This window comes from Cutibacterium namnetense, assembly GCF_001642025.1.
GTDB lineage: Bacteria > Actinomycetota > Actinomycetes > Propionibacteriales > Propionibacteriaceae > Cutibacterium > Cutibacterium namnetense.
On sequence record NZ_LWHO01000003.1, the window covers coordinates 76,086 to 97,414 of the forward strand.

General features: G+C 59.6%; 16 protein-coding genes, 1 tRNA gene and 1 pseudogene. 13 read left to right on the top strand and 5 right to left on the bottom strand.

The genetic code is table 11. The annotated features are described in order from the left end of the window. Position 1 precedes the first annotated feature (1 nt). The 4 genes from A5483_RS03945 to A5483_RS03960 all read left to right on the top strand — a co-directional run bounded on the left by A5483_RS03945 (position 2) and on the right by A5483_RS03960 (position 3,301). Complete coding sequence (locus A5483_RS03945) at positions 2-922, top strand: RluA family pseudouridine synthase (RefSeq protein WP_063811081.1); 921 nt, start codon at positions 2-4, stop codon at positions 920-922. 117 nt (positions 923-1,039) lie between these two features. Beyond that, the gene (gene pyk, locus A5483_RS03950) at positions 1,040-2,473 is read left to right on the top strand and encodes a pyruvate kinase (protein WP_081474408.1); all 1,434 of its coding nucleotides are present in this window, start codon (positions 1,040-1,042) and stop codon (positions 2,471-2,473) included. Between the two features lie 22 nt (positions 2,474-2,495). After that, positions 2,496-2,933: a fluoride efflux transporter FluC gene (locus A5483_RS03955; protein WP_002549003.1), complete on the top strand. Its 438-nt coding sequence runs from the start codon at positions 2,496-2,498 to the stop codon at positions 2,931-2,933. Next, entirely contained in the window at positions 2,930-3,301 is a 372-nt protein-coding gene (locus tag A5483_RS03960; RefSeq protein WP_002548999.1) for a fluoride efflux transporter FluC, read from the top strand. Before A5483_RS03955 ends, A5483_RS03960 begins: the two co-directional genes overlap by 4 nt. Before the next feature lie 8 nt (positions 3,302-3,309). Here the strand turns inward: A5483_RS03960 and A5483_RS03965 are convergent. Continuing rightward, positions 3,310-3,392, bottom strand: a tRNA-Leu gene (locus A5483_RS03965). Between the two features lie 163 nt (positions 3,393-3,555). Between A5483_RS03965 and A5483_RS03970 the strand changes: the two genes are divergently transcribed. Then, positions 3,556-4,203 carry an ANTAR domain-containing response regulator gene (locus A5483_RS03970; protein WP_042842654.1) on the top strand — a complete coding sequence of 216 codons (648 nt, stop codon included), beginning with the start codon at positions 3,556-3,558 and terminating at the stop codon, positions 4,201-4,203. Between the two features lie 24 nt (positions 4,204-4,227). Here the strand turns inward: A5483_RS03970 and A5483_RS03975 are convergent, their stop codons facing one another. Next, complete coding sequence (locus A5483_RS03975) at positions 4,228-4,641, bottom strand: PaaI family thioesterase (protein ID WP_002548500.1); 414 nt, start codon at positions 4,639-4,641, stop codon at positions 4,228-4,230. A 71-nt stretch (positions 4,642-4,712) separates the two neighbouring features. Here A5483_RS03975 and polA point away from each other — a divergent pair, with 71 nt between their 5' ends. Next, the gene (gene polA / locus A5483_RS03980; RefSeq protein WP_063811305.1) at positions 4,713-7,391 is read left to right on the top strand and encodes a DNA polymerase I; all 2,679 of its coding nucleotides are present in this window, start codon (positions 4,713-4,715) and stop codon (positions 7,389-7,391) included. Between the two features lie 267 nt (positions 7,392-7,658). On the opposite strand, the gene A5483_RS12345 is transcribed toward polA, so the two are convergent. From A5483_RS12345 to A5483_RS03990, 3 genes and pseudogenes are all read right to left on the bottom strand, one after another. Then, positions 7,659-8,345 carry a (Fe-S)-binding protein gene (locus A5483_RS12345; protein ID WP_108773030.1) on the bottom strand — a complete coding sequence of 229 codons (687 nt, stop codon included), beginning with the start codon at positions 8,343-8,345 and terminating at the stop codon, positions 7,659-7,661. Next, a pseudogene (locus A5483_RS03985) lies at positions 8,297-10,502 on the bottom strand (FAD-binding and (Fe-S)-binding domain-containing protein). Before A5483_RS03985 ends, A5483_RS12345 begins: the two are co-directional and overlap by 49 nt. 77 nt (positions 10,503-10,579) lie before the next feature. After that, positions 10,580-11,224 (bottom strand): class F sortase, encoded by a 645-nt coding sequence (locus A5483_RS03990; protein WP_063811306.1) that lies wholly within the window; start codon positions 11,222-11,224, stop codon positions 10,580-10,582. Positions 11,225-11,671: 447 nt separating this feature from the next. On the opposite strand from A5483_RS03990, the gene rpsA reads away from it, so the two are divergent. From rpsA to A5483_RS04025, 7 genes are all read left to right on the top strand, one after another. Next, positions 11,672-13,168, top strand: coding sequence for a 30S ribosomal protein S1 (rpsA, locus tag A5483_RS03995; protein ID WP_002548558.1), 1,497 nt, complete (start codon positions 11,672-11,674; stop codon positions 13,166-13,168). A gap of 216 nt (positions 13,169-13,384) precedes the next feature. Further along, the gene (locus A5483_RS04000) at positions 13,385-14,851 is read left to right on the top strand and encodes an HtaA domain-containing protein (protein ID WP_063811307.1); all 1,467 of its coding nucleotides are present in this window, start codon (positions 13,385-13,387) and stop codon (positions 14,849-14,851) included. 379 nt (positions 14,852-15,230) lie between these two features. Beyond that, positions 15,231-16,073, top strand: coding sequence for a heme/hemin ABC transporter substrate-binding protein (locus A5483_RS04005; protein ID WP_042842750.1), 843 nt, complete (start codon positions 15,231-15,233; stop codon positions 16,071-16,073). Further along, positions 16,070-17,128 (top strand): FecCD family ABC transporter permease, encoded by a 1,059-nt coding sequence (locus A5483_RS04010; RefSeq protein ID WP_063811082.1) that lies wholly within the window; start codon positions 16,070-16,072, stop codon positions 17,126-17,128. The genes A5483_RS04005 and A5483_RS04010 overlap by 4 nt, the downstream gene beginning before the upstream one ends. Next, complete coding sequence (locus tag A5483_RS04015) at positions 17,128-17,931, top strand: heme ABC transporter ATP-binding protein (protein WP_063811083.1); 804 nt, start codon at positions 17,128-17,130, stop codon at positions 17,929-17,931. Before A5483_RS04010 ends, A5483_RS04015 begins: the two co-directional genes overlap by 1 nt. Then, positions 17,910-19,640: an ABC transporter ATP-binding protein/permease gene (locus tag A5483_RS04020; protein WP_193790437.1), complete on the top strand. Its 1,731-nt coding sequence runs from the start codon at positions 17,910-17,912 to the stop codon at positions 19,638-19,640. Before A5483_RS04015 ends, A5483_RS04020 begins: the two co-directional genes overlap by 22 nt. After that, positions 19,637-21,304: an amino acid ABC transporter ATP-binding/permease protein gene (locus A5483_RS04025; RefSeq protein ID WP_193790438.1), complete on the top strand. Its 1,668-nt coding sequence runs from the start codon at positions 19,637-19,639 to the stop codon at positions 21,302-21,304. Before A5483_RS04020 ends, A5483_RS04025 begins: the two co-directional genes overlap by 4 nt. Positions 21,305-21,329: the final 25 nt, after the last annotated feature.

Sequence of the window (21,329 nt, forward strand, 5' to 3'; positions counted from 1 at the left end):
TGTGAGCATCCTGTTAATACCCGATGGCCTTGACGGGGAAAGGGTCGATGTCGCCGCCGCTCGCATGAGTGGGGTATCCCGATCCCGGATCGGCAACCTCATTGAAGAGGGCGGAGTCTTTGTGGACGGCCAACGGGTATCCCGAGCATCACTGCGAGTAGCCAGCGGTCAGATGCTTGACATTGATCTCTCTGATCCTGTCGCGACGCCGTCCATTACCCCGCAGATCGTTGAGAATATGCGGATTATCCACGACGACTCGGACATTGTCGTCGTCGATAAACCTGCCGGGGTTGCCGCCCATCCCTCCCTGGGATGGGAGGGGCCAAGTGTTGTCGAGCATCTCGCGGCAGCCGGATTCGCAATTTCTACTAGTGGGGCACCGGAGCGTCAAGGGATCGTTCAGCGTCTTGACGTCGGTACATCTGGGCTCATGGTGGTGGCCAAGAGCGAGCACGCTTATACCTTGTTGAAGCAGGCTTTTCGGGATCGCACTGTTGACAAGGTTTATCTGGCCCTTGTGCAGGGCCATCCGGACCCGTTCGCGGGTACTATTGACGCTCCGATCGGCCGCGATCACCATCATGATTGGAAGATGGCTGTCGTCGATGGGGGCCGCCACTCGGTGACCCACTACGACACGGTGGAGGCGTTTCGGCACGCGACTTTGCTGAGAGTGCACCTTGAAACTGGTCGAACTCATCAGATTCGCGTGCACATGGCGGCGGTCAATCACCCCTGCTGTGGGGACTCGCTCTACGGCTGTGATCCAGTGCTTGCGCAGGAACTGGGTTTGCAGAGGCAGTGGTTGCATGCTGCGGAGTTGTCCTTCACTCATCCGGGCAGCGGTGAGTGGGTGACGTTTCATGCTGATCTTCCAACGGATCTCCAGCATGCTCTCGATATGGTGAGGCAAGCCTGAGTAATCGCTCGGTGAGCGGTGGTCATCTGTGCACTCTGGGTGAACATCTTGTGTACATCCGGCGGTGAGTGGCGTTCTGGCTCGGGTCCGCGTTGTCTTGGGCGGTATCGTGTACGTGTGCGTAGAGCTAAGATTGTGAATACACTTGGGCCTGCTGTGGCCAGCCACGACGCCATGAAGGAGCTCATGGAGGCTGGCATGAACATCGCCCGTCTCAACATGAGTCACGGCGACTACTCCGAGCATCAGGAGCGTCTCGACCTGGTTCGCTCGGTCTCGAAGGAGCTTGGTCTCAACGTGGCAGCCCTGGCCGACCTTCAGGGCCCGAAGATCCGTACCGGCCTGTTCGAGAAGGCTGAAGGAGAGTCGAACGGCAAGATCGACCTCAAGATTGGTGACAAATTCACTATCACCACTGATGACATCCTGGGTAATCAGGAGCGCGTCTCCACTACCTTCAAGGGCCTGCCTCAGGATTGCAAGCCTGGCGACGTCATCCTCATCGACGACGGCAAGACCGTCCTCCAAGTTGACTCTGTGAGCGGCAATGACGTTAATTGTCACTGCACCGTCGCTGGCCCGGTCGGCGATCATAAGGGCATTAACCTTCCTGGTGTTGCCGTGTCCATTCCGGCTCTGACCGAGAAGGATGAGGAGAACCTGCGCTGGGCTCTCAAGGTCGGCATCGACCTTGTTGCTCTGTCTTTCGTTCGTCACGGTTCTGATATCGACCGTGTCCACGAGATCATGGACGAGGAAGGGCGTACTGTTCCCGTCATCGCCAAGCTCGAAAAGCCGCAGGCTATTGAGAACCTGGACGAGATTATTGACGCCTTTGACGCCGTCATGGTTGCCCGTGGCGATATGGCTGTCGAGTGCCCGCTCGAGGAAGTTCCGCTGATCCAGAAGCAGATCATCGAGAAGGCTCGGTTGCAGGCTAAGCCTGTCATCGTGGCCACCCAGATGCTGGAGTCGATGATCCACGCTCCTCGTCCGACCCGCGCTGAGGCCGCCGACGTAGCCAACGCCATCCTCGACGGCGCTGACGGCGTCATGACCTCCGCTGAGACCAGCGTTGGTGACTTCCCGGGTGAGACGGTGCGCACCATGGCTAAGATCGTCGAGTCCACTGAGGCTCATGGTCTGGACAAGATCGCCAAGATTGACTGGGATCCGCACACCACCAGCGGCATCATGTCGAAGGCGGCTGCCGAGATTGCCGAGCGTGCCGAGGCTAAGTTCATTGTGGCCTTCACCAAGTCTGGTGATACCGCCCGACGTATCGCTCGTCTGCGTCCGAGCACCCCTCTCATCGTCTTTACCCCTGACGAGACGACCACCAAGACCCTCGCGTGGGTCTGGGGCGCTCACGCCGTCGGCACCCCGGTGTTCAAGAACTCCGAGGAACTGTACCGCTGGGTTAATGCTTATCTGCGTGATAAGGGCTTTGTGCCGGTTGGCGAGCGCGTCGTCGTGCTTTCTGGTTCCCCGATGGACATTCCGGGCAAGACCAACGATCTGCGCATCCTTCGTATCAAGGAAGATGACTGATCACGGGTAGACCTCGATCGTCGTGACGTCCCTCATCCCACAGGGTGAGGGACGTCGTCGTCTTGTGCCGGTGGGATTGGTGTTCCTAGGTGGATGCCTAGGTACTCTTATGCGCGTCGGAATTGCCCATACCTGGCCGTCCCGGGCAGACGGTGTTCCGTGGGAGACGTTGGCTACCAATCTTGTCGGGACGTTCGCGCTGGCAACTTTGCTCGAGGTGCTCGTCCATGTTGGCCCTGACGAAGGGGTTTTTCGGGCGGTGCGGCTATGCGTTGGTACCGGACTGTTGGGTGGGTTTACGACTTATTCCACCCTCGCGGTGGAGAGTGGCCAACGTGTCATGTCAGGGCAGTGGTTCTTGGGTGTTATCTACCTCTTGATGAGCGTTCTGGCAGGTGCATTGTTGGCTGGGGTCTTGATCGCTGCGGTGCGGCTTGTGATGAGCAAGAGGTCATCATGACGATGCTGTGGGTATGCCTGGCTGGTGGTCTTGGCGCGGTGCTGCGCTTCCTGCTTGACTCGCGCATTAACTCACGATTCTCGGCGCCGGTTCCGATAGGGACTCTGGTGATCAATATGGCGGGATCATGGGTGCTGGGCTTTACCACTGCGGTGGCTCTCAACCATCTTGGGTTTTCACAGAGCCTCAAGGGTCCATTGGGCACGGGCTTTTGTGGCGGTTTTACGACCTTCAGCACAGCCTCTGTCGAAACAGCGCGTATCGCATCTGACCGGGGAATGCGCATCGGAGTACTGCACTGCCTTGGAATGGCGATTGGGGGAGTACTGGCGGCGATCTTGGGATTGTTCCTGGGATCACGAGTATAAGCCGACGGTGCCCGAGAGGGGAGTCGAACCCCTACGCCCGCAAGGACAACGCATTTTGAGTGCGCCGCGTCTACCATTCCGCCACTCGGGCCGGCTCGCTTATTATGCCATAGTTGCGCCCAGATGCCGATTCGTCGTTCACGAGGACCGGTTGGGCGGGTGCTCTAGACGAGAAGATTTGCTGGTCGGGGACATGTGCATGTGCGGCGAGACCTCACAACCACTAAGATTGAATCGAGTTGTCAACGTTCGACATGCAAGGAATCACCGTGAGTAAGCCACAGGACCCCACTCGGTCGACCTCTGATTCGGGGGCAGAGGCGGAACATCCACGTGTTGTAGTCGCCGAGGACGAGGCTCTTATCCGTCTCGATCTCGTCGAGTTGCTCGAGGAGCACGGTTACGAGATCGTCGGTCAAGCTAGTGACGGCGAGGAGGCTGTCCGTCTGGCCAACGAACTCGAGCCCGATCTGATCGTCATGGATGTCAAGATGCCCAAGATGGATGGCATCACTGCGGCCGACAAGATTGCCGAGGACCGTATCTGCGCTGTCGTCATGCTGACTGCTTTCTCACAGCGCGACCTCATCAAACGTGCCAAGGAAGCGGGCGCGATGGCCTACGTCGTCAAGCCTTTCGATGCTTCGGATGTCATTCCGGCTATCGAGATTGCTATGGCGCGATTTGCCGAGATCCGCGGCGTTGAGGACGAGGTCATGGACCTGGAGGAGCGCCTCGAGTCACGCAAGGTTGTCGACCAAGCCAAGGGTATTTTGCAGACCAGCCTCGATCTCACTGAGCCGGAGGCCTTCCGGTGGATCCAGAAGACCGCCATGGATCTGCGTAAGTCAATGCGAGAGGTGGCTCAGGGAGTTATCGATCACGCCGAGAACGAGAAGTGATCGCAGAGCTATGTGGTCCTCTTCTCAGACGACCTGACAGGTCATCCTTCCAATAGCACAGATGCGGCCCTCGTCGTCGACGATCTCGACGGTGTGGGTCGTTGTGCGTTTACCGAGATGCGCGGCTGTCGCGGTAGCGATGACCTGATGGCCGTGGGGTGGGCGTAGGTGTGAGACCGACAGCTCGATTCCGACCGCTGAATGCTCAAAGGTTCGTGCGTGGGCTATGGCTGCTAGCGACCCGGCCGTCTCCACCAGAACACCGGAACCGCCCCCGTGCCACAGGCCCATAGGCTGGGTGTTGCCGACGAGCGGCGCCGCGACGACGCAGCGGTTAGGCGAAATTTCGCGGACTTTGACGCCGAGCTTGTCGTCAAGGGGGCTGACGAGTTCTGCCAGCCAGTCGGGAAGCGGATGTTCAGGGATCGAATACGTCACAAGTGAAGCATGCCACTGTGTGCCACCTTGATCGTATCGCGTTGTCTGAGGCGTCCTCTAAAGTCAACGATATGAGCGAGACGACGCAGCCCATCCTCATGGTCCTTGACGGGCACTCGATGGCCTTTCGAGCCTTTTATGCCCTGCCGGTCGAGAACTTCACTACCTCGACGGGGCAGCACACCAATGCGGTACACGGCTTCGTCGCGATGCTTATCAGTCTGCTGCGTAATGAGAAGCCCACCCACGTTGCGGTGGCATGGGATCTTGCCGGAGGCACCTTCCGCACCACCGAGTATTCCGAGTATAAAGCTGGTCGTGCCGCCACCCCGCCGGAATTCCCCGGTCAGATCGACCTCATTAAAGAGGTTCTCGATGCTCTTCACATCGTTCACCTGTCTAAGGAGAACTACGAGGCTGACGACATCCTCGCGACTCTGTCGACCCGGGCGACTGCAGAAGGATTCAAGTCCTTACTGGTTTCTGGAGACCGTGACGCCATGCAGCTGGTCAATGACCAGGTGACGGTGCTGTACCCACGCAAAGGTGTTTCTGACCTCGCTCGCATGACACCGGAGACCGTCGAGGAGAAATACCTGGTGCCGCCAGCACGGTATCCGGAACTGGCAGCTTTGGTGGGGGAGAGCGCCGACCACCTGCCCGGGGTCCCAGGGGTTGGCCCCAAGACGGCGGTGAAGTGGCTGACGGCTTATGACGGGCTGGAGAACCTTATCCGTCAGGCTGACACCGTTAGGGGAAAGGTGGGACAGTCCTTCCGTGATCACCTCGATGACGTCATCCGTAACCGCAAGCTCAATGCCTTGGTTCGCGATCTTGACCTTGACGTCACCCTGGCCGAGCTGGTCCGTCAACCTTGGGATCCCAAGGCCACCCGCGCGGTCTTTGACACCCTGGAATTTCATACCTTGTGGGACCGGGTTCGTGCCTTGGCCTCTGAATCTGATTCCGATGAAGTGGTTGCAGCTGGCGACACCCTCGAGATCTCAGGGGCCGTTGTGGAACCGGGGACATTGAGTACATGGCTGTCCGCAGCCGAAGGCCGCGTCGGCCTCGACATCACAGGTAGGTGGGGAAGCGGAACGGGAGATGTGGAAGCCGTCGCGCTGGGATGCGGTGACGGTAATGCGGTGTGGTTCGATGCTGCCGAGTTGGGCCCTGAGGATGAGAAATCCTTTGCTGCCTGGCTAGCCGACAAGGGACGTCCTAAGGCCATGCATTCGGCCAAGGGTCCGGTGGAGGCCCTCGCCGAACGCGGCTGGGAGGTCGCGGGCCTGACCTGCGACACCGAGCTGGCCTCTTACTTGCTCCATCCGGATCGTCGTGCCTACAAGTTCGACGATGCAGTGCGCACTCACCTTAACGTCACGCTGGGTGAGGCGGAAGAAGACTCTGATCAGGCCATGCTTGATTTTGAGGATGACCACTCTGTTGAGTCAATGGAGAGAGCAGTGGCCGTCACCAAGCTGGCCGACGTCGTGGAGAAGGAGGTCGGGGCGCACGGCGGGTCCGAGCTGCTGCATGACGTCGAGATGAAGGTACAAAGGTGCCTCATCTCGATGGAGCGTGCCGGCATCGCCGTCGATACGGACACCCTTGAGGGGTTGCGCTTCGAGTTCGACGAACGGGTGACACGAGCCCAGGAAGCCGCATGGGAAGCGGCTGGAGAGAAGATTAATCTGTCCTCGCCTAAGCAGCTGCAGGGAGTGCTCTTCGATAAGCTAGACATGCCGAAGACTCGGCGTACCAAGTCCGGGTACACCACTGACGCGGACGCTCTGGCGGGATTGTACGAAAAGACCGGGCATCCTTTCCTAGCTCATCTCCTTGAGCATCGAGACGCCATCAAGTTGCGTCAGACCGTCGATGGGTTGCTCAAGGAGATCCGTGATGACGGCCGAGTCCACACCACATATATGCAGACGATTGCCGCGACTGGGAGATTGTCGAGCAAGGACCCGAACCTCCAGAACATTCCGATGCGTACCGAAGAGGGACGACGCATCCGCGAAGGATTTATCGTCGGCGAGGGGTATGAGTCTCTCCTGAGCGCTGATTACTCCCAGATTGAGATGCGGATTATGGCACACGTGTCTGGGGACCAGTCACTCATTGACGCCTTCCGATCGGGGCAGGACTTCCACACCGTGACGGCATCTCACGTATTCGGCGTTGCTCCCGAGGATGTCAGCATGGCTCAACGCTCCAAGATCAAGGCCATGAACTACGGGCTCGCCTACGGACTGAGCGCCTATGGGCTATCTAATCAGCTTAAGGTCAGCGTGGGTGAGGCTAAGGAACTCATGGCCGACTACTCCAGCCGGTTTGGAAAAGTACATGAGTACCTAGAGGAGGTCGTCGATCAGGCGCGTCGTCAGGGATACACCGAGACCCTCCTAGGACGTCGTCGCTACCTGCCGGATCTCACTTCAACGAACCGTCAGCGCCGAGACATGGCCGAGCGCGCCGCCCTCAACGCTCCCATCCAGGGATCGGCAGCTGACCTCATCAAGCTGGCTATGCTCGCCACCGATCAGAAACTCGCTGAGGCAGCTTTGAAGAGCCGGGTGCTGTTGCAGGTGCATGATGAATTAATCCTTGAGATTGCCAAGGGTGAAGAGGAGAAGGTTCGCGAGATCGTTACCGACGCTATGGAGCACGCCATGGAGCTATCGGTTCCGTTGACGGTATCGATAGGGGTAGGACGGTCCTGGTTCGATGCTGCGCACTGATTGGCGACGATAACCAGTACCAGTTACGAGGGGGCACGGGGTACCCGTGTTACCCCTCGCACCTTCGACCCCTACGTCGTGTCGAACCGCGCGGGATCGACACGACCATTGTGAACGCGTAACTTATGGGCACAGCGCGTTTCGGGTGGCGGGGTGGTTTGTGATTCGATGCGGACACCACCCCGGTTGACTAGGGGCGCTGGTAGGACAGCGAAAAAGCCCGGCCCAACCGAAGGGGACTGGGCCGGAACATTTGGACTGGATTGATCATGCTGGGGCGTACTCCACCATGCGCTCGGCGAGTACTGAGAGTACGTGGCGCCAGGGCTTGCCTGTAGCTCGTTCCATGCCGAGCTCGCAGGTGCGGTTGGCTGACAGATAGAGGTCGAACTCTCGTTCTGCTAGCTCCGTTGCCTCATGGCGAGTGGCTGATTCAGTGAGCTCTGGATGCAACATGCCGCGGTCCCCGGCGAACCCGCAGCAGCCCCAGGCGTCGGCGACGACGACCTCGTCTGCCACCGCTTCGGCACAGCGCTGCAACGAGTCGTTCCAGCCCATTCGGGTCGACGAGCACGTCGGATGCAGTGCCGCCGATGCGACTTTGGGTAGCGCCGGCATGACGGGCAAAACCGCGTCGGCGACGTACTGGACAGCATCAACTACTCGGATTCCCTCGGCGCCCTCATACTCGAGTTCGTGGACGAAGCCCTCCGAGCAACTCACCGCGTCGGAGATTACAGTCAGCTCGCCGTCCCGGGTAGCTCGACGCATGATGTCAACGACACGACGACGCATCGTCGCGTATCCCTTCGTCATTCCTTTTGACTTCCACGGGGTCCCGCAGCACAGCGAATCAATCCCCGCAGGAACAGTTACCCCGATCCCAGCTGCGGTGAGCAAGGAGATCATCGCAAACTCGGTCGTCTTCTCGCCCGGTATGGCGCCACCAAACATGGTGTTGACACAGGCCGGTAGGTACACGACCTCGGGGCGTCCACGTGGGGCGCTGCGGCGACCGGACCTGCGGCGTTTACCACCGCGAGGCAATTCGTCGGAAACCTGCGGTATGCGGTCGGATCCTAGGACGGCGCGAGCAGCCCCGGTGAGGACATTGGTTGCTGCCGCGGGGACAGGTTTGATTGCTGACATTCCGGCACTTGCAGCCGTGATGAAGGGTCCCCACCCGTTAGCGGCTAGATCCCAGGCGGTCTGCCCGACCGCTGGGTTATGTTCAGCCCGGAGCCGCCGTACTAGGTCGCCGGTATTGATATGCATAGGGCAGTTGGTCTGGCACATGCCGTCAACGGCACAGGTCTGTACTACTGGGTAGGTGGCACGTTCCTCAAGATCGGTAGCGAGTTTTTCATTGCCGTCGATTCGTGCCTGAGCGATGGCGCGTTGCATGACGATCCGCTGGCGAGGTGTCAATGTGAGATCCCGTGACGGGCAGACCGGTTCGCAGTACCCACATTCGACGCACCGATCGACCTCCTCCTGGACAGTTGGGGTGAGCTTGACCTCCTTCAGGTGCAGCCTCGGGTCATCGGTGATGATGGTGCCGCGGTTGAGCACTCCTGCCGGGTCCAGCGATTCTTTGATCTGGCACATGATCCGGTAGAGATCAGGCCCATACTGGCGTGCGACGAAGGGGGCCATGATGCGTCCGGTGCCATGCTCGGCCTAGAGAGTGCCGTGAGCATTAAGGACGAGGGTCACCATGTCCTCGGTGAATTTCTCGTAACGATCCAAGCCCGCTTTGTTGCGGAAGTCTTCGACGACGAGGAAGTGAATGTTCCCGTCCTTGGCATGACCGAAGATGATCGACTCTGGGTAATTGTGTTCACTGAAAAGTTGCTGCAGGTCTCCGCACACCCCGGCAAGAGTCTCGACGGGTACGGCGATGTCCTCCAGCAGGGCTGTCTGGCCCGATTGTCGCGTGCCAGCGACCTTGGCATAAAGGCCATTGCGCAGGGTCCAGATTGGGCCACGCACAGCAGGGTCATCGGTGAACGTCGGCTCATTGACCAAGTCCAGGCCGGAGATGACGGAATTGCCAGCTTCGACGGCTTCGTCTCGGGATTTTTGATCTGGGCAGTGGTACTCGACGAGAAGAGCAGCATCTCCGTTTCCGGGAGCCGGCGGGATGATGTGACCGTTAGCTGGGTCATCACGACACAACTGGAGGGACGAGGAATCCATCAGCTCAGTGACGGTCACCCCGGATTTCACTAAAGCTGGTAGTGCCTTTGTGGCAGCATCGAGAGTGGGGAAGTGGAGCAAGGCAGTGGCCAGGTTTGGCATGATCTTCACGGTGTTCATAACGGCCGAGGAGATGAATCCAAGGGTCCCCTCCGAACCGATCATGAGGTGGGAGAGGATTTGCGCTGGAGTGTCGTAGTCGAGGAAGGCGTTGAGCCCATAACCCATCGTGTTCTTGCGCGAGAATTGGAAAGCGATTTCGTCGGCACGGGCCTGCTCTCGGCATTGGTCTCGTAGTGCCATGAGCGTCTCGACGAGTTCGGGCTCGTCATGGGCCAGTTTGTCCTCACATTGTGGGTCAGCGGTGTCAATGACGGTGCCTGATGCCAACACAAAGACCATGGAGTCGAGGGTGCGGTAAGAGTTGGCGACGGTGCCACAACTCATACCCGAAGAGTTGTCGGCCAGCACCCCTCCGAGGGTGCATGCGACTGACGACGCTGGATCTGGGCCGAGTTTGCGTCCGTACCGGGCAAGGACGGAGTTGACGGCGACGATCGTCGCCCCAGGCTGGACGCGCACTTTGCGGCCGCCGTCGAGAACCTCGACGCCACGAAAGGATCGCCGAGTGTCGACCATGACCCCATTCGTTAGCCCCTGGCCGGACAGGCTTGTTCCGCCAGAACGGAAATTGATCGCCATCTTGTGACGTGTGGCAGCCGCCATTGCTGCTGCCACGTCAGAAGTGGATCTTGCGCGGACTAGGACGCCGGGAGTGAGTAAGTAGTGGGAAGCGTCAGGGGCCACTGCGGCGAGGTCGAGCGGGTCTTGACTGACCTTTCCCCCTCCAAGGGCCTCCAGAAGGTCCGTGACCAGGGAGGACGGAATGGACGAGCGTGCACCACGATTCATGACTCCACATTAGAAGTGACGAAACGTGCACGCTCGTCTCAGGGTGACCGTAGATTAAATTATGGTGAATGTTGAAATCAGGCGACGGGGTATGCGTAGAAGATGATTCGGGAGTCGAATTCCCCAGTCTTCTTGGCGTAGTCCCAGCAGATCACAATGGCTGCTTGGGCTGGACCATTGTTGTCGTAAAGGACATTTGAGTTGGGGTTGTAGTCCTTGACCATGATCTTGGTGTCATGGTCGTAGCGGTAACAGACGGTCTGTCCCAACTTATCAGTCAGGCGGATGATATCGCCCTTCTTGATACCGCTGTTCTTGTCGTACAGGTGGTTACCAATGGCGCCACCCTTGTGGAAGGTGTGCGCGGTCAGTACGGCGCGACCCTCGCTAGAACCGATCTTCGGGCCTTTGTTGAACCAGGCCATTGACGAGGGGTCATTCTTCGGCGGTGCTCCGGCGGCTCCCGTCTCGTCGACGCCACGGGATAGTACCTTTGCGGACAGTTCCATCCCGTCGATGGAGTACTTCACAGGTACGATCGGCTTGGGTTTCTTCATGCAGCCAGCCGGAACCGGACCCTCCTTCTTGGCTGGAGCGGCCGACGTGCCGGATATGTCGCCCGCAGAGGCTGATGAGACCGGTCCGCCAGCAGAGTCACCGTCTCCCTTGCGCTGGACGAAGATAGCGGCGATAGCGGCAATGATGAGAACAATGACCACCACGAATGCGACGGTTCGCCACTTCGGATTGCCCGATCGTGCGCTGTTGCCGGCGTGAGCTGTCGAGCTGCTCGACGAGGTTGACCCGGTGGAAGTTTCGTCGGGTCGGGGAGACTGGTCATTCATGACTGTGGTGTCCTCCAGGGTTTTGTGAGGGGTTCAGTCTCGGGATGGGTTTCCCGAATAAGCGGTGTCCGAGGGATCGGATCCTGATGCAGGTTACCCTCTTGTGCGACAGACCTCCCAAACATAACTTAACAGTCGTGTTGACGGTGTGCATGGCCAAGGTTGCCAGTAGGAGGGCTGGTTGACCCTCCAGGGTTCGAATATTATGCTGGTTCCTGCGTTGTGGTTTGTGCGATCTCGGACGGGAGTAGATCGTGTTCGATCCTTAGGATCGTGGCTGCGGCGCGTTTCAAATCACATGACATCAATCGGAGTCCTATCTACATGACCTCCTCCACTGAGGCCTCCACCTCGAACCCGGTCGACATCGACCAGCAGAATGCCGCCAACACCGCCGATGGATCCGTGGCGGTTGACGACCTTGGCAGCCCGGAGGCCTTTTTGGCCGCTGTGGATGCCACCATCAAGTACTTCAACGACGGCGACATCGTCTCTGGCACCGTCGTCAAGGTGGACCGCGACGAGGTTCTCCTTGACATTGGTTACAAGACCGAGGGTGTTATCCCGTCCAAGGAGCTGTCGATCAAGCATGACGTGGACCCCTTCGAGGTCGTCAACGTCGGTGATGAGATCGAGGCCCTCGTCCAGCAGAAGGAGGACAAGGAGGGTCGTCTGATCCTGTCCAAGAAGCGTGCTCAGTACGAGCGCGCCTGGGGCACGATTGAGCAGATCAAGGAAGAGGACGGCGTCGTCACCGGTACCGTCATCGAGGTCGTTAAGGGCGGACTTATCGTCGATATCGGCCTGCGTGGCTTCCTTCCTGCCTCTCTTGTTGAGATGCGCCGTGTCCGCGACCTCCAGCCCTACGTGGGCCAGGAGATCGAGGCCAAGATCATCGAGCTTGACAAGAACCGCAACAACGTTGTGCTGTCGCGTCGCGCCTGGCTTGAGCAGACGCAGTCTGAGGTTCGACAGAATTTCCTGCACCAGCTGCAGAAGGGCCAGATCCGCAAGGGTGTCGTCTCCTCGATCGTCAACTTCGGTGCGTTCGTCGACCTGGGTGGCGTGGACGGCCTTGTCCACGTTTCCGAGTTGTCTTGGAAGCACATTGACCACCCGAGCGAGGTCGTTGAGGTTGGTCAGCCCGTCACGGTCGAGGTGCTGGACGTCGACATGGATCGTGAGCGCGTCTCGCTCTCCCTCAAGGCGACCCAGGAAGATCCGTGGCAGGCGTTCGCCCGTCTGCACCAGATTGGTCAGATTGTTCCCGGCAAGGTCACCAAGCTCGTTCCGTTCGGCGCCTTCGTCCGCGTCGAAGATGGCATTGAGGGTCTGGTCCACGTCTCCGAACTGGCTGAGCGCCACGTCGAGATCCCCGAGCAGGTCGTCAGCGTCAACGACGATGCCATGGTCAAAATCATCGACATCGATCTTGACCGTCGTCGCATCTCGCTCTCCCTCAAGCAGGCCAACGAGGGTATTGACGTTGAGTCTGATGAGTTCGATCCGTCGCTATACGGCATGGCTGCCTCCTATGATGAGGACGGCAATTACATCTACCCCGAGGGCTTCGATCCGGAGACCAACGAGTGGAAGCCAGGCTACGACGAGCAGCGCATCGCTTGGGAACAGCAGTATGCCGAGGCCCAGGCTCGCTGGGAGGCTCACCGTAAGCAGGTCATTGAGGCTGAGCAGGCCGATCAGGAAGCCGCCCTCTCCGATGGTGGCGCCCAGTCGTCCTACACCAGTGGTCCGGCCGAGGGCTCGCTGGCGTCTGATGAGGCCTTGCAGGCGCTTCGTGACAAGTTGACTCATAACTGATTAGTCTTTCGACTCTTCGAAACTTCGAGGGGCTCCGCCACTGTGGTGGGGCCCCTCGTTTTGTGTTGAGGGATGGATGATCCTTGTCGGCTCGATGTTTCTTGACCCCAGCGCCCCGATGCGAGACCACGCCCATCCTTGCGCACAAGGATTAGGCAAGGCTAACCTTATGGATGGCCCACGGTGGGCCGCATCGACAATCAAAGGGGACGTCTCATGACCACATCGGCCATGCGTAAATTCGTCGCCAGTATGCTCGGGGCCGTCTTGGCCCTTGCCGGGGTGCTAATCGCCCCGGCGGCATGGGCAGCTGGTCCGACGGTAACCGTTACACCAGTAGGTCGAGAGGGAGGTGATATCACCATCAAGGGGAAGGGATTCTCGACTACCGGCTTCGGTGTCTACGTTGCTGTGGCACCGGCCTCGGTGAACGAGTTCTACGGCAACTCGGACAAGTTCTATGGCTATGACCCGACTAAGGACGCGACCGAGTCTCCATCGACGGTCTGGGTCTATACCCCGAGTCAAGAGGCCATTGGCTCCAAGTTCGCCCAAGGTAAGCCGATGACGAGCGATGGGTCGTTCACCATCACGATGAAAGCCCCGGCCTTCCAGCAAGGCAAGGATTACGTCGTCCTCACCACGAAGGCCCATGGGGTCGGTAAGAAGGATAAGTCCGACGACACCCGGACTCCGGTGACCTATCGGGAGGCTGGACAGACTCCGGCCGGGCCGACGACCCCGACTGTCCCGGCGAAGCAGCCCAGCAAGCAGGCTGAGCCGGAGAAGCAGCCGACCAAGCAGCCCAGCAAGCAGGCTGAGCCGACCAAGCAGCCCAGCAAGCAGGCTGAGCCGAGGAAGCAGCCGACCAAGCAGACTGGCCCGAACGAGCAGAACCCTGCAACGAGAATGAAGGCAGGCGAAAAGCCACAGTCTCGAGCCGCTCATCACACCATTACCAAGCGGGTCTGCACAACCGGCGCGTCCAAAGTGACCTCCGGTTCACTGACTTGGGGTATCCGAACATCTTTCACCAGTTACCTGCGTGGTCCTATTGCCAAGGGCTCGTGGCAGCTTTCGGGCGGTGCCAACTGGAATGGTTCGGCTTTCACCTTCCCCCTTACCAGCGGCTCATACGATCCCGCTACTAAGTCTGGGTCTGTTAAGTACTCCGGCTCGGTGCACATGACTGGCCATCACGGCATCTTGGACATGACGCTGGCCGAACCCTCCCTAGAGATTAAGGGTTCGACTGGCCACCTGTACCTTGACGTGAAGTCCTCTTCGATGGATGGAAAGAAGACCAACTATGGTCGTGTCGATTTTGCAACCTTCCAGGTATCGACCTCTGGTAACTCTGCCATTAAGGGCTCGTCGGTCAAGCTGACCGCGACTGGTGCCAAGGCTTTTGCCGGCTTTTACAAGGCCGGTGAGCCGATGAACCCGCTGTCGACGAACCTCACTTCGTCAGCGGACAAGGTCTGTCACAACGTCACTGTCGACGCCGTCACCGGCAAGGTGATCGGTGGCGACTCCGGCAAGGGAGCGGGACGGGGGCTGCCCGCTACCGGTGCTGAGGGTCCGGCAACTGACGACATCGATCTTGCCATCGCCGGAGGGCTCGCCCTCACCGTCGTGGTGTCGACGGTGGTCGTCTGCCGTCGTCACGCTGCCCGGATCTGATCCGCTCATCGGACTTCGTCGCTTTCTAGGCAGGCGAAGCATTGGCAGGGATGGAGAACTCGTTCCCATCCCTGCCACATTTCCGAAAACAAGTTTCGAAAGGTTGCGAATCATGATCCGGTACCGTCGAATTGCCGGAGTCGGTTTGGCTCTGACCATGCTGGTGGCCGGTTGTGGTCACTCCTCCTCGGCGTCCCAAGGTCCTGCTACATCCTCCCCACAAGTCCCCTCCGTCGCGGCAACGTCGACGAGTCTGACATCGGCCACCTCACAGGCGGCGCGGGCCCTGCCCAACCCACACTCTCTTCGCGGTCTCACGGAAGTGCCGGAACCATCCGATCCGAAACCAGTCGAAGGATCGTCTGCCCAAAAGCTTCCTGTGACCGTCACTGACGTCGAGGGGAACAAAGTGACGATCACGAGCACTTCGAGAATTCTCGCCCTTGACCTCTACGGCACCCTGTCACGCACCCTCATCGGACTTGGGTTGGGCGACAATATCGTCGGGCGCACTGTTTCCTCCACCGAGAAGCAGTTGCACCACCGCCCCGTAGTTACGGAAAACGGACACGTTCTTAACGTTGAGGCAATCGCAGGTTTGAAGCCGTCGGTCATCATTGCCGACCGCAGCGTCGGCCCGAAGGAGGCCCTTGACCAGCTCCGCAAGTCCGGGATCCCGGTGGTGCTCGTCGATCCGCACCGCAGCGTCAGCTCCACTCCCGAGCTTATTCGCACTATTGCCAATGCCGTCGGGAAACCCGCTGCCGGCGAAGCCCTGGTGAAACGCACCCAAGAGCAGATCAGCCAGGCCAAAAAACAGATCGCAGCATGGAAGCCTGCCAAGCCGATGCGAGTCGCGTTCCTCTACGTTCGCGGAAACGCTGGTGTTTTCTTCATCCTCGGTTCTGAGAACGGAGCCAGCGAGCTCATCCAGGGAGTGGGTGCCGATGACGTTGCCTCCGACAAAGGCATAAAGACCCTGGTACCTGCCAATGCCGAATCTCTGGTCTCCATCAACCCGGATGCGATCTTTGTCATGAGGGATGGGCTGTCCTCCACCGGGGGGATGAAGGGTCTGTTGGCTAGAGCTGGGGTCGCAAACACTACTGCCGGGCGCAAGCAGCGGGTTATTGCTATTCCTGACGGAATTTCGCTGTCGTTCGGGCCCCAAACCGGCGAGATCCTGACCGCGGTGGCCAAAGCTTTATACGGAGTCAAATGAGCGCCTTGTCACAACCGGTCGTCCAGCGTTCTGGGATTGAGCGAAGAACTCGGATCCGGGTTATCTCTACCATCTGCCTCATCATCATTGTGTGTGGCCTAGTGCTGCTGTCGGCGATGGTTGGCCAGTACCGCGTAGCAGCCGCTGACGTTATCAGAATCGTCTTCGGGGGATCGGCCACCGACACTATGGCCGAGTCAGTGCTGTGGCAGATCCGATTTCCGCGCACCGTGCTTGGTCTGCTGGTGGGGGCAAGTCTCGCTGTGGCCGGAGCCGTCATGCAGGCGTTGTTTTCCAATCCGCTCGCTGAACCCGGTGTCATCGGTGTGTCATCGGGGGCCGCTGTGGGGGCATCGATCATGATCGTCGTTGCGCCCAACTTTCTGTCCGGGTTTGGTGTGCCGGCGGCAGCATTTGTATCGGGACTACTCGCAGCCAGTTCGGTTTACCTCATGGCGCGATCCGGTCGGCGAGCTGAGTCGACGACCCTGGTGCTTACCGGCATCGCAGTGACGGCCGTGTGCTCGGCTATTACCTCAATATCCACCTATGTTGCGCCGACGACTGCTCGGGACCAGATCGTCTTCTGGCAGATGGGCTCCCTGAGCGGGACAACTTGGGATCACGTGGCAACGGTCGGAACAGTATCCGCTTTCGGGATTGTCTGGGCCATTCTCATAGCCGGCAAGCTCGATACCCTGGCCTTGGGCGAGAGGGCTGCAGGGCACTTAGGAGTCAACGTCAATCGGTTACGGTTGTCGTCGATAGCTTTGACGGCATTGCTCACTTCGGCAGCGGTGGCTTATGCCGGAGTTATCACATTTGTGGGGCTCATAGTGCCGCATGTTTTGAGGCTGCTCATCGGGCCAGCCAACAAGTGGCTCATCCCGTCTGCCTTGCTGGGAGGTTGCCTCCTGGTCACGCTGTCTGACGTAGCCGCCCGAACTGTGGTGCCGTACGCCGATCTACCCATTGGCATCTTTACTGCCATCGTCGGCGGTCCTACTTTCTTCATACTGCTGAGACGAGGCATGGGCGGTGAGAGAGCCCTGTGATGATCCGTGCGCGAGACGTGACTTTTTGTTATGGGGAGACAACCATCCTCGACGGGATCAACCTCGACGTTCAAGCAGGCGAATTCGTTGGCTTGCTAGGCCCGAATGGTGCCGGTAAATCCACCCTACTGAGTGTGCTTTGTGGTGATCTTGAGGGTTGGAAGGGGACGGTTGAGCTCGACGGGGTGTCCCTTCAAGGGCTCTCCCGACCCGAGCTGGCGCTGCGGCGCTCGGTAATGCCCCAGCTCAGCGAATTCCCCTTCTCCTACCTCGTCCACGACATCGTCATGATGGGACGGTCCCCACATCCACGCGGCCCTGACGATGCCGTCATCGTCGATGCTGCGATGAAACGAACCGAGATCACTGACCTCGTCGACCGGGAGGTGACGAGTCTGTCAGGTGGTGAACGTGCCCGGGTGACGTTGGCCAGGGTGCTGGCCCAGCAGACACCCTGTGTTTTCCTTGACGAGCCGACTGCTGCCCTCGATATCTGCCATCAGGAACGCACTATGGCGATCTGCCACGAGTTAGCTCATGCTGGATGCGCGGTCGTTGCCGTCATGCACGACGTGGCGTTGGCGGCAGCGTGCTGCGACCGGATCGCTTTGCTGTCTGGGGGAAAGATACTGGCCATGGGCCCAGCTGAAGAGGTGCTCACGGAGGATAACCTGACCACGGTGTATCGGTGGCCCATCGAGGTCGTCACCCTGCCCGGAGGGGAGCTCGTCATCTTGCCCAGACGCGTGCGAACCGCCAGCCACGATGAACGAAGGAAGCCATGTCGAGTTCAGTATCGGTGATGTCACCACAGTCGGGTATTCGGGCCCGACGTGTGGCTGCCGTTCATGTTGTGGAGGTTGCTGCTACCTGCTTGTTCCTCGTCGCAGTAGGTCACACTATCGGTGGTCGTTTCGAGGGTTTCACCCCGGCGCCTGGCTGGTACTGGGCGATGGGCGCTGGTGGAGTAGTGGCAGCTGTTGCGGGCGGGGCTGCGATGTCGATGTCGGGCCGTCATGCCCGTGCCGAGGAGGCCGCCCTGCACCCACGGATCCTCGATGTTCTCTACCGTCGGTCCCTCACCGGCCCGCCTGCCACAGACGAGGGAGAACGGGTCATCACCTTAGCCACCGACAATGCTGAGCGGGTCAGCGAGTACCGTCAGGTCTTTCTTCCCGATATCATTGCAGCTCTGGCCACTCCGGTGCTGGTGTGTCTGGGTATCCTCGTCGCCTTGGACTGGCTCACGGGTCTAGCGTTGCTGCTGGCCTGCCCTCTCATCCCTACGCTGATTAGCGGATTCGTCAGGCTATTTCGCAAGCGATCATCGGACTCTCGTCGTGAGCGCGCTCGTCTCACTGCTCGCTACTTGGACGCTCTGTCCAACCTCGTTCTCATTCGAATATTGGGTGCGGGGCAACGGGTGGAGGATGATCTGCGCCGGCGCGGTGAGACTAATCGCGGTGCCATCATGAAGCTGTTGGCTGGCAACCAGATCGTCATCGTTGTCGTCGATGGTCTGTTCTCGCTGCTCTTCATCGTTATGGCTGCTGGGTTGGCCATGATGAGGTGGCAGGGTGGCGATATCTCGGCCACCTCGGCGATGACCATCGTGCTGCTGTCGGTGCTGTTATTGGAACCGCTGCACCAGGTCGCTGCATTCTTCTACATCGGTATGGGGGGCATTGCCTCCCAGAAGGCGTTGAAGAGGTGGTTCGACGCGGCTCCGTCAGTGCCCACGACCCTGGACGCTGCACCCTCGTTGCCGACACTGGAGCCGCCATCCCCCGCCCCTGTTCCGGGGGATGGAACTATCCAGCTGCGTAACGTCAGCGTCGGGTACGGCGAAACCGAGGTCCTGCACGGGGTTAGCCTCGCCATTGCGCGCGGTGGCCGGACCGCTATCATCGGCCGTTCTGGGGCTGGCAAGTCGACATTGCTTTCGGTCCTGAGCGGGACCCTGCCCCCTCAGAGTGGAGAAGTCCATGTCGATGGTCTCGACGCCTCAACAGCTGCGCCGGGGGCGATCAGGAGCGTCAGTGCCTCAGTCAACCAGCGCACCTGGCTTTTCGCAGGCACCGTGGCAGACAACCTTGCGGTAGCGAACCCGGGCGCCACGCGGGAACAAATGTGGGATGCATTGCGGCGAGCTGGCGTGGCCGACGACGTTGAGGCGATGCCGAAGGGTTTGGACTCCGATGTGGGGGAGCAGGGAAGGTTAGTGTCGGGTGGGCAAGCTCAACGAATCTCGTTAGCCAGAGCCTTCCTATCGGGACGTAACATTCTGCTTCTCGATGAGCCGACTTCTCACGTCGACATGGATTCTGAGCGGCGCATTATCGACGCTATCTCGCAGATTGGTGAAGACACCACCGTCGTCGTGGTGACTCATCGTCACCGATTGTTGGAACTAGCCCACGACGTACAGCGGGTCGGTGGAGGCACGCTGTCACCGGTTGATTGCGCCGATTCTGTCGAGGGTGACCGAGCTAAGACGGAGGACTGGGCATGACCGAACCATCGACCTGGCAAGTCGTAAGGTGGCTCACCGGTATCACCCGTCCGGTGCATCCGCCACTGTACTTTTCTGCCCTCATGAGGGTTGTTCACCTGCTAGCCGACATCGGTCTGTTCGCGATGGCCGCCGGGGGAATGGTCGCTGTCGTTACTTCTGGTTGGTCGGCGTGGGCGTGGTTGGGATGGGTCGTCGGACTCGCAGCTGTACAGGCCCTCGCCTACTACCTGGAGCAGTTGAGCGGGCACTATGTGGCTTTCAAGGCTCTGGAGATATTGCGCACCTACGCCTTCTCCCAGCTGTGGCCCAAGGCTCCGGCAGTTGTTTCGCACTCGCGCACTGGCGATGTGCTGGCCAGTCTTACTCGCGATGTCGATCGCATCGAGGTGGTCTATGCCCACACCTTCGCTCCCGTGGTGGCAGCTATCGTGGCCCCGCTCGTCGCGGTGGTCACGGGGGGAGTCCTTTACGGGTGGTTTGTGGTGGCCGTTCCAGCCGTCATCGTCGCCGTCCTCATCGCGGCCTTACTAGTCATTGGGACACGCGCCAGTCTTTGTGCCACCCACGAGATGCTCGGGGTGAGACGCGAATTGGCTGCTCACATCACCGACTCGGTTTTCGGTGCCGCGGAGATCGTCGGGTATGGCCGCCAGTGCGACCGGGCCATGCAGATGGCTCGTCTCGACGCGGACATCGCCGCTGGGTCCGCTAAAGCCCGTCGTTATACCGCTATGCGCCGGGCTTTCTGCGTGGCAGCCACGATGGGGATCGTCGCTTCGGTCTCCATTGTGGGTGTGGGCGCTGGTGCGAGCGTTGTTGGTGTGTGTGTTTTGGTGGCTGCGGGTTTGAGGATTGTGGAGGGGCCGCGGGGTATTGAGGATGCTGTTGGGTATTTGGATCATTCGTTGGCGGCTGCGAGGCGTTTGTGGTGTTTGAGTCATGCTCCGGTCGAGGTTGTTGATGGGTCGGAGGAGTTGTGTCTAGATCATGCTCCGCGGTTGGAGTGGCGCGGGGTCACGTTTTGTTACCGTGACGTGGATGGTTCACCGTTACCTGCGGTGCTTCGCGATGTTACGTTGAGTGTTCCTGCTGGGGGCCGTGTTGTTGTGGCGGGGGCGTCGGGTTCGGGTAAGACGACGTTGGTGAATTTGTTGTTGCGTCATCATGATCCGGATGCTGGGCAGGTTCTTGTGGATGGTGAGCCGGTGTCTTTGTTTACTCTGGATTCTTTGCGTAGGTCGGTTGCGGTGGTTTCGCAGCGGGTGGAGTTGTTGAATGCTTCTGTCGCTGACAATTTGAGGCTGGTAGCTCCTGATGCTGGTGATGGGGAGTTGTGGCGTGTCCTTGGTGAGGTTGATCTGGCTGATGAGGTGCGGGGCATGGAGGCTGGGTTGCGTACCATTGTGGGCTCGGGTGGTACGAGGCTTTCGGGGGGCCAGGCTCAGCGGTTGACAGTGGCCAGGGCGATTTTGCAGCAGCCGAGGGTTCTTATCCTTGATGAGTTCACTGCGTCTTTGGATCCTGGCTTGGCAGCTGAGATTCGTGTGAATTTGGCGCGGTGTCTGCCGGAGGTCACTGTGGTGGAGATCAGTCATGAATGCGATCGTGTTGGTGAGACCGTTGTTATGGATCGTGGCAGGATTGTGAAGCATCTGTACTGATAGCTAGCGGGGTGTCGGGGGAGTC

Bases quoted from the DNA above. Each gene is read 5' to 3' on its own strand.
- A5483_RS12345 (WP_108773030.1), bottom strand. From the start codon at position 8,345: ATGTTTGGTGGCGCCATACCGGGCGAGAAGACGACCGAGTTTGCGATG.
- A5483_RS03960 (WP_002548999.1), top strand. From the start codon at position 2,930: ATGACGATGCTGTGGGTATGCCTGGCTGGTGGTCTTGGCGCGGTGCTG.
- rpsA (WP_002548558.1), top strand. From the start codon at position 11,672: ATGACCTCCTCCACTGAGGCCTCCACCTCGAACCCGGTCGACATCGAC.
- A5483_RS03970 (WP_042842654.1), top strand. From the start codon at position 3,556: ATGCAAGGAATCACCGTGAGTAAGCCACAGGACCCCACTCGGTCGACC.
- A5483_RS04025 (WP_193790438.1), top strand. From the start codon at position 19,637: ATGACCGAACCATCGACCTGGCAAGTCGTAAGGTGGCTCACCGGTATC.
- A5483_RS04015 (WP_063811083.1), top strand. From the start codon at position 17,128: ATGATCCGTGCGCGAGACGTGACTTTTTGTTATGGGGAGACAACCATC.
- A5483_RS04000 (WP_063811307.1), top strand. From the start codon at position 13,385: ATGACCACATCGGCCATGCGTAAATTCGTCGCCAGTATGCTCGGGGCC.
- polA (WP_063811305.1), top strand. From the start codon at position 4,713: ATGAGCGAGACGACGCAGCCCATCCTCATGGTCCTTGACGGGCACTCG.
- A5483_RS04010 (WP_063811082.1), top strand. From the start codon at position 16,070: ATGAGCGCCTTGTCACAACCGGTCGTCCAGCGTTCTGGGATTGAGCGA.
- A5483_RS04020 (WP_193790437.1), top strand. From the start codon at position 17,910: ATGTCGAGTTCAGTATCGGTGATGTCACCACAGTCGGGTATTCGGGCC.